Origin of the sequence: Burkholderia sola (assembly GCF_905400185.1) — a bacterium.
GTDB lineage: Bacteria > Pseudomonadota > Gammaproteobacteria > Burkholderiales > Burkholderiaceae > Burkholderia > Burkholderia sola.
Genome location: NZ_FR989677.1, coordinates 1183240 through 1195360 on the forward strand (window position 1 = coordinate 1183240; position 12121 = coordinate 1195360).

Consider the following 12121-nt stretch of genomic DNA (forward strand, 5'->3'; position numbering starts at 1 on the left):
CCGCGACGCACGCGCGGGCCGTCGGCCGTCATCGGGTGTCCCGACGCGCGTCGCCGAGTGCCGCGAGCAACATCCCGAAATCGAGCGGTTTTGACAGATGGCTGTCGAAGCCGGCTTCCGCCGCGGCCCGGACATCGTCCTGGCGATTGCGGCCGGTCAGCGCAACGGTCCGGAGCGTGGCCCATCGGGGATCGGCCTTGATGCGGCGAAGCAACTCGTAGCCGTCCATGTCGGGAAGCCCGATGTCGGACACGATCGCATCGACGGACGCCTCCTGCAGCATCGCCAACGCCGCGGCTCCGTTTTTCGCGGTCTGGACCACCGCCCCCGCCAGTTCCAGCAGCGCGGTGAGCGACATCGCCGTCTCCTCATCGTCCTCGACCAGCAGCACGCGCAGGCCGGCGATATTCCCCTCCGGCACGCCGCCGCCCGCTGGCACGGCGCGCTCGATCGGTGCGGCCGGCAGCCATACCGTCATCGTGGTGCCGGACCCCAGGCCAGCGGACGTCGCGGCGATCCGGCCGCCGTGCATTTCGACGAGTTGCCGAACGAGCGCCAGCCCGATACCGAGACCGCCGCGGGTCCGGTCGCGCGGCGCCTGCCGGAACATGTCGAAGACATGCGGCAGCGTATCTTCGTCGATCCCCTGCCCGTCGTCGATCACGTCGACACGCAGCATCTTGCCCTCATGCGCGAGACGCACGACGATCTCGCCGTGCGGCTGCGTGTACTTGAGTGCATTGGACATCAGGTTCCAGAAGATCTGCTCGCATCGCACCGAATCGGCAAGCGCGATGGCCGGCTCCGTCGGCAGCTCCGTTTGCAGGATCAGGCCGCGCGCGTGCACGTCGAGCTCGCAGGTATCCGTGATGCTGCGCAACATCGCCGTCAGATCGACCCGGCCCAGCTCGAGCGCGAGCTTGCCGGTCTGGATGCGCGACAGATCGAGCAGGTCGTCGATGATCTGCGCCTGTGCGCGCACGGCCTGCCGAATCGAATCCGCGGCGTCGCGCACGGCGGGAATGTCACGCGTCTCCGGCAGGCGCGGCAGCATTTCCGACTTGACGCCGATCAGGTTGAGCGGATGCCGCAGCTCGTGGGACAACACCGCAATGAACTCGTCCTTCAGCTGACTCGAACTGAGCGCCTGCTCGCGTGCCGCCTGTTCCCGCGCCAGCGCTTCGCGGTTCGCGTCGTCGCTCTGCTTGCGCAGCGTCATGTCGCGCACGATCTTCGCGAAGCCGTTGAACGACGTATCGGAAATCGGCGTGACGACGCCGCTACAGAAAATCCGCCGTCCGTCCTTGGTCCGGTGCCAGCGTTCGTCGTCCGCGCGCCCTTCGCGGGTCGCGATGTCGCGCTCGCGCGTCGGCACGAGCGCCTGTCGGTCGCTCGGCTCGTAGATCAGATCCACGTCCTGGCCGATCATCTCTTCTTCCGTATAGCCGAAGATGCGTTCCGCTCCGGCGTTCCAGCTCACGATGGACCCGTTGCCGTCCTGGATGATGATCGCGTAGTCCTTGGTCGATTGCGCGACCAGACGCAGGCGTTGCTCGCCTGCCCGCGCCGCCTCTTCCGCGTGATGCCGGTCGGTGATGTCGATCAGCGTGATCACCGCGCCGTCGATGTGATCGTCCGCCGTCCGATAGGGCAGCAACCGCATCAGATACCACCGGCCAGCCTCGCTCTCGATCTCGCGCTCGATCAGCCGCAGCGACTGAAACGACTGCCGGACGTCGTCTGCCAGCGTCGGATACCGCAGTGCGTGGGTAATATGAAATAGCGACCTGCCCAGGTCCGTATCGATCAGATTGAAAATCGCGGTGGCGTTGGGCGTAAACCGCTTGACCCGGATTTCCTTGTCGACGAACACGGTCGCGATCTCGCTCGACGCGATGATGTTGTGGAGGTCGTCGTTCGCTTTCGCGGTGTCTTCGATCCTTGCCTGCATTTCGGCGTTGGCCGTCGTCAACTCCTCGTTGACCGATTGCAGTTCCTCCTTGCTGCTTTCCAGCTCCTCGCTCGTGGAGCGCAACTCTTCGTTGATCGCCTGCAGCTCCTCGTTCGACGCCTTCAATTCCTCGACGGATGTTTCGTACTGCTCGATGATCGTCGCGAGTTGCTCGCGGCTGTGCTGCAGCTCCTGTTCGAGCTGGGCCAGAACCGGATCCTGCCCGCTCGTCTCGACCTGGTCCTCCTCGGTCATGCGGCCGGCCACCTCGTCGAACACGATGAGCAGGAATTCCGCATTCGCGACCTTGTCGTGAAACGGCCTGACCGTCATGTTGATCCACGACACGCGGGCATCGTGTGCCCATTTCACCCGGCGCGCCTCGACGCTCGTGCCCGTTTGCAGCGCACGGAAAATCGCGGTGCGCAGATCGAGCCGCAGATCCGGCAGCACCAGCGTCATGATGTTGCTCGACAGCTCGCCGCCAACGTGCCGCAGGAACCGGCCCGCGTTATCCGACAGATGAACGACGTTCGATTCCTTGTCGATGATGACGCTCGGCGGCGAATACGTTTCGAGCGCGCGCTGATGGAGCTCCGAATAGGAGAAGTTGCGTTGGGCCGGGCTGGCCGGCACGCGCAACGGCGGCTGCGGCGCGGCCCGCTCGTCGGATGCGCCGGATTCGACCTGGAACAGCGGCGGAAAGCCCGTGGCCGGCTTCGCGCGATGCGTGACGACGCGTGCGCGGTAGATCCGGCGTTTCTTGTCCACGACGACAAACAGATCGTCCGCCGCGTCGGCGGACTCCGCGGTGCCGAGGAACAGATAGCCGTTGGGGCGCAACGCGAAATGGAACAGCTCCAGGATTTGCCGCTGCACCGCCCGCTCGAGATAGATCAGCACGTTGCGGCACGAGATCAGGTCGAGATGCGAGAACGGCGGATCGCGCAGCAGGCTGTGCGCCGCGAACAGGATACGTTCGCGTACCGCCTTCGCGATCACGTAGTGCGCGCCTTCTCGCGTGAAATACCGCTGCAGCAGCGGGGCGGGCACGTCGCTCGCGATCGACAGCGGCTAGGAACCGGTCCGCGCGCGGACGATCGCCGCTTCGTCGATATCGGTCGCGAAGACCTGGATGGCCTGGCTCGACATCGCGGCCTCACGCGCCCGCGCCAGCAGCAGCGAGATCGAGTACGCCTCTTCGCCCGTCGCGCATCCGGCCACCCACACGCGTACCTGCTCCTCGCCGGACTCCGACGCGAACAACGAGCCGATCACTTCCCGTTCGAGGAAATCGAAGGCTTCGCGGTCGCGGAAGAACTGGGTCACGCCGATCAGCATGTCCGCCAGCAGCGCGTTCGCTTCTTCCGGCGTGGCCCGCAGGAAATCCCGATACGCGAGGAGATCGCGCTGGCCGTTGACCTGCATGCGCCGCTCGATACGTCGCAGCACGGTCGCCCGCTTGTACAGCCTGAAATCGTGGCCGGTGCGTACCCTCAGGTGCATCAGAATGTCGGAGAGCGCCCGTTCGGGATCGTTGACCGTCGGCCGATCGACGTTGTGCAGCGATTGCGCGAATTCGAGGCTTTGCTGTTCGATGCGGCGCGCATTCGACCAGAGTTCGAGCAACCGTTGCGGCATCTCGGCCGCCGGCAGCACGATATCGACGCGCGCCATCGCAATCGCGTGCTGCGGCATCTCCGCGTGCTCGGCGTCGTCCGGCGTTTGCGCGAGCGTGATGCCGCCCGCCTCCTTGATGCGGCTCAAGCCCGCGGCGCCGTCGGAGCCGGTGCCGGACATCACGATGCCGACCGCGCGCCAGTCGTGCGCGTCCGCCAGCGTCCGAAAGAAGTGGTCGATCGTGAACGGAACCTCGTCGGACGGGTCACGGCTGCGGCAACGAAGGCAACCGTCCGACATCTCGAGCTGCATGCCCGGTGCGATCACGTAGATATGGTTTTTCTCGATCGGTACCGTGGACGTCACCTGATGCACCGGCATGCCCGTCGTGCGCTGCAGGACGGCGTCCATATGACTGACCTGTTCCGGCGCGAGATGGACGACGACGACGAACGCCATGTCCATGCCCGTCGGCGCGCTCTCGAAAAAGGTCTGCAAGGCCATCGTGCCGCCTGCCGACGCACCGATGCCCACTACCGGAAACGACAGATCGCTCTTCAACGTCGCGGGCGATGGAGGCCGCTCCTTGTGCGTAGGCGCTTGCCGTGCCATTGAATTCTCCTGATGGTGTTGCGGAACATGATGCGCCAGGCGCCGATCGGTGCCGGGTCGCATCGCCCTCGTCCGGCCGTCCCACGATCCCGCTGGCGATACTTCCCTTCGCTTCCATGCGCATTGTACGGCACCGGAAAGCGCGACCGGGCGCCTGACGCGAGGCTTGCAACCCTCGTGCGGCGGAGCGCCACGCCCGCACGCGGGTGTGTCGCCGGAACGTCATTCGTGCCGACATACCATTTCCGTCGGTTGGCGCAACACGATGCCTCCCGCCGATCCCCACCGGGAACGAATCGTGCTCGTGCGTCGGCCCGTCGGATTCAATTTATTTCCTTTGACGGATGCCGTATTACCGGCGAATATTCGCGTCGATCAAGTGGTTAGTACCGCTCAAAAACAAGACGAAACGATGCTCGCCCACGCAATCGGGGACGTTACGCTGCTTCGCCAACAGATACTGAATCGAAGGGGAAGAAATGACGCCGTTTTCCCAGGATGTGAGCAAGCAAACCGCCGCCGTCTCCAAGGCAGCCACGCCGTCGCCCGTTTTCTGGAAAGCGGGGCCGATCGTCGAAGCCACTCCGCCGGAGCCGAAATCCGCGACGCCGGACCTGCGCGATTTCTTCGCCGCCGCCGCGCTGCAAGGCTTGCTGTCGCGCGACGCCGGGCGCAACGTGTCGACGATCGCCGACTACGAATCGAAGCGCGCGGTCAGCGCCTATCGGCTCGCCGACGAAATGCTGAAAGCGCGCTGAACACGGGCTGCCACGATCGTCCGGACGCTGACACTCGGGCCGTTCAGTTGCCGCCCAACCGCAACGCCATCGCGCCGATCGGCCCCGCCAGCAACACGGCATTCAGCCCGACGACGACGGCAGTCGCGCCAAGCGCGGCGCAGCGCGCGATACGTCCGCTCGCGAAGGCGCCCATGACGTCACGCCGCCCGCAGAAGTAAATCAGCGCCAGCATCGGCACCGGCAGGACGACGGACAGCACGACCTGGCTGATCACGAGCGCCTGCATCGAATCGACGCCCATCCCGACGACGAACGCGGGCGCCATCGTGACGAGCCTGCGCAGCCAGACCGGAATCCGGAACCCGACGAAACCCTGCATGATCATCTGCCCGGCCATCGTGCCGACGACGGAACTCGAGATGCCGGCGCTCATCAGCGACACGAGAAAGCAGGTCGCGGCGGCCGGGCCGAGCAACGGGGTGAGCATCCGGTACGCCGCTTCGATTTCCACGACATCGCGATGGTCGGCATGAAACGCCGCGCTCGCCATCACGATCATGGCCATGTTGATCGCACCCGCAACGGACAGCGCGACGATCACTTCCCGATCCGAGAAGCGCACCATCATCCGGCGCTGCGCGTGGTCGAGCCCCGCCGCGCGTCGCTGCGTGAGCCCGGCGTGCAGATACAGCGCATGCGGCATGATCGTCGCGCCGACAATGCCGACCGACACCATCAACGCATCGCCGCGCGGCCATTCCGGCACGACGGCATGCCACGCGACGTCGGCCCACGCGACCGGCGCGATGAACATCTCGGCGAGATAGCAAAGACCGGTCACGCCGACGAATATGCCCACGGCGATTTCCATCGGCCGGAACCCGTTCCGGTCGGCCAGCAGGATGCCGTAGGTGGCGAGCGCCATCACGAACATCCCGGCGAAGGTCGGCAGGTCGAACAGTAACGACAGCGCGATCGCGCCGCCGAGAAATTCGGCGAGCTCGGTCGCCATCGCGGCGAGTTCGCTCGCGACCCACATGGCGAACACCAGCGGCCGCGGGAAATGCATGCGGCACAGCTCCGCGAGATTCCGGCCGGTGACGATGCCGAGCTTCGCGGACAGCGACTGGAACAACATCGCGATGCCGTTCGCCATCAGCACCACCCAGAGCAGCGTGTAACCGAACTGCGCGCCGGCCCGGATGTTCGTCGCGAAATTGCCGGGGTCCATATAGGCGACCGACGCGACGATCGCCGGCCCCGCGAACGGCAGCGCCGCCCGCGGCCCGCGCCGTCGGCCGGCAAACACCTCGCGCATGTCCATCGCGGTGCGCTCCGTCGCCGCGTTCCTGTCGAGCGTCGCCATCTGCACTCCTTTGCAAAGCCGCCATCACGTGCGTGCCGACGCGCCGCGCCGCACCCTTGCCCGGCGTGGTACGGCCCATGCCGCCGAAATGACAACTGCTTGAAAATCCGGCAACGAGGGCTTCAGGTCATGCGATGCGCGCTCGTATTGCCGTCGACTCCACCCTTCCCGCGTGCCGCATCCGTGCATCGACAGCGGTCCGCGCCGTTCGCGAGAAGCGACGCCTCGCGACCCGGTCGCGCCGTCTCCATCCGGCGCGCGTCCGTGCCTCGCCGGCCGTTGTCGCCTGCCGTCGCGATACGCGCGCCACTCAACGAACGCTGCCGGCGTCGACGGGAAACCGCTGCCGCTACACAGCCCGCACCAGCCAGCACCGCGCGTACCCGGCGGTGGCGGTGGCCACGGGATCGATTCGTGCTGGGTCGCCACCGCGAATGTCGCGCAACCCTTTCCATGGAGATGCCATGTTCATCCACAACACACGGCTTCAGTACACGGTGCGCGTGGGCGCGCCGAACCCCGGCCTCGCCAATCTGCTGCTCGAGCAGTTCGGCGGCCCGCAGGGCGAACTCGCCGCCGCGATGCGCTATTTCACTCAGGCGATCACCGAGGAGGATCCCGGCCGCAAGGACATGCTGCTCGACATCGCCACCGAGGAGCTGAGCCACCTCGAAGTGATCGGCTCGATGGCCGCGATGCTCAACCGCGGCGCCAAAGGCGAACTCGCCGAAGCAGTCGACGAACAGGCCGAGCTGTACCGCAAGCTGCACGGGGCGGGCAACGACAGCCACGTGACGCAGGTGCTGTACGGCGCGGGCGCGCCACTGACGAATTCCGGCGGCGTGCCGTGGTCGGCCGCGTACATCGACACGATCGGCGAACCGACCGCCGACCTGCGTTCGAACATCGCAGCCGAAGCGCGGGCGAAGATCATTTACGAACGGCTCATCAACGTGACCGACGATCCGGGCATTCGGGACGCGCTCGGCTTCCTGATGACGCGCGAGGTCTCGCACCTGAAGTCGTTCGAGAAGGCGCTGTATGCGATCACCGCGCATTTCCCGCCGGGCAAGCTGCCGCCGAAGGCGCCGTACGACAGCGTGTACTTCCGGATGCAGCCGGACGCGGCGCCGCTGGTCGGCCCCTGGAATCATGGAGAGGGTCTCGAAATCCGCGACGCCGAGCCGGCCGTCGACGGCGGCACCGGTATTGCCGAAGGGATGCTCGAGCCGCAGCAGGTGGACGCCATCGAGGCGATGGCGCAGCGGCTCGCGTCCGATCCGAACAGCGACCCGGTGACGGGCGCCGAACTGGGTGCAGGCCAGCCGGTCCCGCAGAGCCGCGCGCCCGGCAAGCCGGACGGTGGTACCTGACCGGAAGCGCGAAGACGGGCGCTCGGACATCACCGCGAGCGCCTCTTCGTTCTACTGATGATGAAATGACAACAGCCTGACGCTGCAGGCGACGAACGTTCGACGGACTGGCTGCGCGACGCGCACGCGCTCTCGCACGCTCCATCGCGTGTTCGGCGTGCGTCAGGCGCCTGCTTCGCCGCGCCCGGCCTGGTCGGCCATCAGGTACTGGATGACCAGCGTCGGATCGGCGATGTCGAGAATCAGGCGGCGCATCACGCGCTTGCGCATATGGTCGTCATCCAGCGTCCACGGCCCCGCCGCATCGCCGAGGTAGCGGCCGATCGCGACGCGATGGTCGCCGTCCGGAGGCAGGCCGAGCCGCGCCGCGAGCAGGCCGGCGATGACGTCGTCGAGTTCGACGTGCAGCGGCCTGGAATCGATCGAGAGTTCGAGCTTCATGGTCGGTTTCGCAAACATGAAAAGGCGGCGCGGCGCGCCCCCGCTGTCGCGCGCGCCGGGAAAGGCCGCTCCGGCCAGCGGCCGTTCGACGATCGCAGGCAAGCCTGCGACGCCGGTCAGTAGCCGAGTTCGGGCGCGGGAGCCGGCTCGGCGCTGTCCTCTTTCGGCGCTTGCGCGACGGTCGCATCGGTCGTCAGCACCAGGCTCGCGATCGACGCGGCGTTCTGCAGCGCGGTACGCGTGACCTTGGTCGGATCGACCACGCCCGCGTCCACCAGATCGCCGTACTCGCCGGTCGCCGCGTTGTAGCCGAAGGTCCCGGTGCCTTCGAGCACTTTCGACACCACGACCGACGGTTCGTCGCCCGCATTGGCCGCGATGACGCGCAGCGGCGCCTCCAGCGCGCGCAGTACGATCCGGATGCCGGCGTCCTGGTCTGCATTCGCGCCCCGCATGTCCGACAGCGCCGCGCGCGCACGCAGCAGCGCGACGCCGCCGCCCGGCACGATGCCTTCCTCGACCGCGGCGCGCGTCGCATGCAGCGCATCGTCGACGCGATCCTTCTTCTCCTTCATTTCGACCTCGGTGACCGCGCCGACCTTGATCACCGCCACGCCGCCCGCGAGCTTCGCGACACGCTCCTGCAGCTTCTCGCGATCGTAGTCGCTCGTCGCTTCGTCGATCTGCACGCGAATCGACTTCACGCGCGCGTCGATGCGCGCCGCATCGCCCGCGCCGCCGATGATGATCGTATCGTCCTTGCGCACCTCGACGCGCTTCGCGCTGCCAAGATCCTCGAGCGTGGCCTTGTCGAGCTGCTTGCCGGTTTCCTCCGAGATGACCGTCGCGCCGGTCAGGATCGCGAGATCCTCGAGCATGGCCTTGCGTCGGTCGCCGAAGCCCGGCGCCTTGACGGCGACGACCTTCAGGATGCCGCGCATCGAGTTCACCACGAGTGTCGCGAGCGCTTCGCCTTCGACATCCTCGGCGACGATCAGCAACGGCTTGCCGGCCTTGGACGCCGCTTCGAGGATCGGCAGCAGGTCGCGGACACTGGAGATCTTCTTGTCGTGCAGCAGAATCAGCGCATCGTCGAGATAGGCCGCCTGCTTCGCCGGATCGTTGATGAAATACGGGCTCACGTAGCCGCGATCGAACTGCATGCCTTCGACCACGTCGAGTTCGTTCTCCAGCGACTTGCCGTCCTCGACGGTGATCACGCCGTCCTTGCCCACTTTCTCCATCGCGTCGGCAATGATCTTGCCGATCGCCTCGTCCGAGTTCGCGGAAATCGCGCCGACCTGCGCGATTTCCTTGTGGGTCGAAATCGGCCGGGACAGCTTGCGCAGCTCGTCGAGCACCGCGCCGACGGCCTTGTCGATGCCGCGCTTCAGATCCATCGGATTCATGCCGGCCGCGACGTGCTTCATGCCCTCCTGCACGATCGCCTGCGCGAGCACGGTGGCGGTGGTCGTCCCGTCGCCGGCCACGTCGGCGGTCTTGGATGCGACCTCCTTGACGATCTGCGCGCCCATGTTCTCGAAGCGGTCCTTCAACTCGATTTCTTTCGCGACCGACACGCCGTCCTTCGTGATCACGGGCGCGCCGAAGCCGCGTTCGATCACGACGTTGCGGCCTTTCGGGCCGAGCGTCACCTTCACCGCGTCGGCCAGCACGTTCACGCCCTTGACGATCTGCTGGCGCGCGCCGTCGCGGAATTTCACGTCTTTTGCAGTCATTTTCTTGCTCCGGATACAGTCGTTGAACGGGATGCCGCGCGCATCGGGCAATCACCCGTGCGGCGCGGTCGAATCGGCATTCAGGCCGCTTTCCTGGCGGCCGGCGATTCGGGTTCGAGTACGCCCATGACGTCCTCTTCGCGCATCACGAGCAGTTCCTCGCCGTTCACCTTCACGGTCTGGCCTGCATATTTGCCGAAGAGAACCTGGTCGCCGACCTGAAGCTGCAGCGGGCGCTGCGAGCCGTCCTGGAGCAGCCGGCCGCTGCCGACCGCCATCACTTCACCCTGCTCGGGCCGTTCGGCGGCCGAATCGGGAATCACGATGCCGGAGGCCGTCGTTCGCTGCTGTTCGATTCGCTTGACGATAACCCGGTCGTAGAGGGGACGAATCTGCATTTTCATCTCCTGAGCGATGAGATCACCTGGAAAAGGGAATCCGCTGGCGCGTGCACGCGCAAGGCTGCACTGCGCCCGCGTGCCATCGATTGGCGAAAAGCGAAATAGTGGCGCGGGGAGCGCGCTTCAAGAGGGTGAAAACAGGACGTTTGTAACAAAATGTTTCAACGCGGAATGGACTGTTTGATGATCGGCGGTTGTCTCGCGACGGGCCATGCGAATCGTCGCGAAGCGGTACTTGAAATCCGCGCTTCCCATCCTATTTTGGGTAGCGCTCAAGCAGCCGCGGCTTATGCGCTGCGTGTTTCGATTGGTTTGTCAGCGAGGCCTCTCGTGGATCGACGAACTGGAGCGCGTGGTCCGGTTTGTCCTCCGTGCGAGGTTCAACCCGGAGCGAATCATGAACGATCCTTTCTTTATCTTCGATCGGCTGCCGGAGGTCGGCCGCCGACCGCGACGCGCCGCCCGCGTCGTCACGGGCCTGCCGGTCGGCCTGCGGGCAGCGCGCAACGGCACGCGTCGCTTCGCGCCGACCGGCGCTCGCGTACGTGCTGTGCGCAAGCCGTTCGCGTTGCGCGGCGCGCCCCAACCCGCCGCGATCGGCCGACCGAAGCCGCCGCGCCGTCGGATCGCCGCGCGCGGACGCGTGGTGCACCCTGTTTCGTTTTTCTGGATCGCGCCCGCTATGGGCGGCGCCGTACGCGACGGGGGGCGGCCATGCTGAGCCCGCATGAATTCGCGACGCTGATGCTGGTGTGCCAGGCGCCGGATCAGCTCGACATGAATCGCGCCGAACTCGATGCGTTGCTCGAACGGCAACTCGTCATGCTCGAACATGGCGCCCCCGGCCGCCGACGCGCGTATCTGACGAAGAAAGGCCGATCGATTCTCCATGCGCTCGGGGCCGACATCGCTTCCCGCCTGAGCCATGGGTCGACGACGGAGCGCGGCGGTCAAGGCGAAGCGCCTGCCGCGCCATCGGACGACGCCGGATGACGCGGCTCGGTCGCCGACTCGGCGACCGAACTGCTTACGATGTCATTCGCCTTGGCAATGACAGGGGCGTCCACCATTTTTCCATCGACGCTAATGGCCGAGCCGTCGCTTTCCTGAACGGCAGAAAGGACGCGGTGCGCCCACTCGATCTCTTCCAGGCAAGGGCGGAGAGCCGCGTGTACATGCTCGATTTGTTTGGGGTGGATGCACAGCTTGCCCCTGAAACCGAGATTGCGAGCTCGAACCGTATCCCGACGGATCCTCTGGGCCTCATCGATTGCTGCAGTGACTCCGTCCACGGGCGCCGCGATGCCGGCAATCCGTGACGCTATGGTCAGTTGCGAGCGGAAGTACACGAGCTCATCGCCATCACCTTGAATACCGGTGTCGACCTGAAAGTCCAAGGTTCCGAACAGAAGGCGCTCGACTTTCGGCACCTTCGCAAGCGAGCGGAGGTCATCAAATGCAACCGCGGTCTCGATGAGCGGCAGCAGTGCCGCTTCATCGGAGATCTCGTTCGCAAGGTTCGACAGCAGGTCGGTTCGCTCAGCCTTGGGGACGACGATGCCCTGGAGGCTCCGACACGTCCGAAGAGCCGCTATATCGTCCTTGTACCACTCGGTATCCACCGCGTTCGCTCTCACATACGCTCGTCCACCATTCCTGAGCCACGACATGACGGCATCACGAGCCTGCGCTTTTGCGGTGGGTGGCACCGCGTCTTCGAGGTCAATGATTACCGCGTCTGCGCCCGCAGCGCACGCTTTGTCGAATCGTTCCGGTCGATTGCCGGGAACGAACAAATAGGATCTCGGATACATACGATTTGTCCAGGGGCTGAGCTTGCGTCTTGCAAGCCGCAAGAGGCATCGGTCTTCCGACGCG

General features: G+C 65.8%; 9 protein-coding genes and 1 pseudogene. 4 read left to right on the forward strand and 6 right to left on the reverse strand.

Annotation, left to right across the window (positions count from 1 at the left end):
- Window positions 1-28: 28 nt before the first annotated feature.
- Window positions 29-4183: pseudogene (locus tag KR541_RS35295) on the reverse strand (CheR family methyltransferase).
- Window positions 4184-4662: 479 nt separating this feature from the next.
- Between KR541_RS35295 and KR541_RS35300 the strand changes: the two are divergent.
- The gene (locus KR541_RS35300; RefSeq protein WP_089490231.1) at window positions 4663-4941 is read left to right on the forward strand and encodes a hypothetical protein; all 279 of its coding nucleotides are present in this window, start codon (window positions 4663-4665) and stop codon (window positions 4939-4941) included.
- Window positions 4942-4984: 43 nt separating this feature from the next.
- Here KR541_RS35300 and KR541_RS35305 read toward each other — a convergent pair whose 3' ends face one another.
- Window positions 4985-6289, reverse strand: coding sequence for an Nramp family divalent metal transporter (locus KR541_RS35305; protein WP_216090198.1), 1305 nt, complete (start codon window positions 6287-6289; stop codon window positions 4985-4987).
- 464 nt (window positions 6290-6753) lie between these two features.
- On the opposite strand from KR541_RS35305, the gene KR541_RS35310 reads away from it, so the two are divergent.
- Window positions 6754-7662 (forward strand): manganese catalase family protein, encoded by a 909-nt coding sequence (locus tag KR541_RS35310; RefSeq protein WP_050016090.1) that lies wholly within the window; start codon window positions 6754-6756, stop codon window positions 7660-7662.
- Window positions 7663-7824: 162 nt separating this feature from the next.
- Here the strand turns inward: KR541_RS35310 and KR541_RS35315 are convergent, their stop codons facing one another.
- The 3 genes from KR541_RS35315 to KR541_RS35325 all read right to left on the reverse strand — a co-directional run bounded on the left by KR541_RS35315 (window position 7825) and on the right by KR541_RS35325 (window position 10240).
- Window positions 7825-8103 (reverse strand): hypothetical protein, encoded by a 279-nt coding sequence (locus KR541_RS35315; protein WP_050016190.1) that lies wholly within the window; start codon window positions 8101-8103, stop codon window positions 7825-7827.
- Window positions 8104-8219: 116 nt separating this feature from the next.
- Window positions 8220-9842, reverse strand: coding sequence for a chaperonin GroEL (gene groL, locus KR541_RS35320; protein WP_089490457.1), 1623 nt, complete (start codon window positions 9840-9842; stop codon window positions 8220-8222).
- Window positions 9843-9922: 80 nt separating this feature from the next.
- Window positions 9923-10240 carry a co-chaperone GroES gene (locus KR541_RS35325; RefSeq protein WP_050016092.1) on the reverse strand — a complete coding sequence of 106 codons (318 nt, stop codon included), beginning with the start codon at window positions 10238-10240 and terminating at the stop codon, window positions 9923-9925.
- 214 nt (window positions 10241-10454) lie between these two features.
- On the opposite strand from KR541_RS35325, the gene KR541_RS36880 reads away from it, so the two are divergent.
- Complete coding sequence (locus KR541_RS36880; RefSeq protein ID WP_252996719.1) at window positions 10455-10964, forward strand: hypothetical protein; 510 nt, start codon at window positions 10455-10457, stop codon at window positions 10962-10964.
- Window positions 10958-11236: a hypothetical protein gene (locus tag KR541_RS35335; protein WP_089490227.1), complete on the forward strand. Its 279-nt coding sequence runs from the start codon at window positions 10958-10960 to the stop codon at window positions 11234-11236. The genes KR541_RS36880 and KR541_RS35335 overlap by 7 nt, the downstream gene beginning before the upstream one ends.
- Here the strand turns inward: KR541_RS35335 and KR541_RS35340 are convergent.
- Window positions 11194-12057: an HpcH/HpaI aldolase/citrate lyase family protein gene (locus KR541_RS35340; RefSeq protein WP_089490226.1), complete on the reverse strand. Its 864-nt coding sequence runs from the start codon at window positions 12055-12057 to the stop codon at window positions 11194-11196. The two genes, KR541_RS35335 and KR541_RS35340, sit on opposite strands and share 43 nt — an antisense overlap.
- Window positions 12058-12121 lie beyond the last annotated feature (64 nt).

Coding starts and splice junctions, on each gene's coding strand:
- KR541_RS35335 (WP_089490227.1), top strand. CDS start 10,958: ATGCTGAGCCCGCATGAATTCGCGACGCTGATGCTGGTGTGCCAGGCG.
- KR541_RS35305 (WP_216090198.1), bottom strand. CDS start 6,289: ATGGCGACGCTCGACAGGAACGCGGCGACGGAGCGCACCGCGATGGAC.
- KR541_RS35340 (WP_089490226.1), bottom strand. CDS start 12,057: ATGTATCCGAGATCCTATTTGTTCGTTCCCGGCAATCGACCGGAACGA.
- KR541_RS35315 (WP_050016190.1), bottom strand. CDS start 8,103: ATGAAGCTCGAACTCTCGATCGATTCCAGGCCGCTGCACGTCGAACTC.
- KR541_RS35325 (WP_050016092.1), bottom strand. CDS start 10,240: ATGCAGATTCGTCCCCTCTACGACCGGGTTATCGTCAAGCGAATCGAA.
- KR541_RS35310 (WP_050016090.1), top strand. CDS start 6,754: ATGTTCATCCACAACACACGGCTTCAGTACACGGTGCGCGTGGGCGCG.
- KR541_RS36880 (WP_252996719.1), top strand. CDS start 10,455: ATGCGAATCGTCGCGAAGCGGTACTTGAAATCCGCGCTTCCCATCCTA.
- groL (WP_089490457.1), bottom strand. CDS start 9,842: ATGACTGCAAAAGACGTGAAATTCCGCGACGGCGCGCGCCAGCAGATC.
- KR541_RS35300 (WP_089490231.1), top strand. CDS start 4,663: ATGACGCCGTTTTCCCAGGATGTGAGCAAGCAAACCGCCGCCGTCTCC.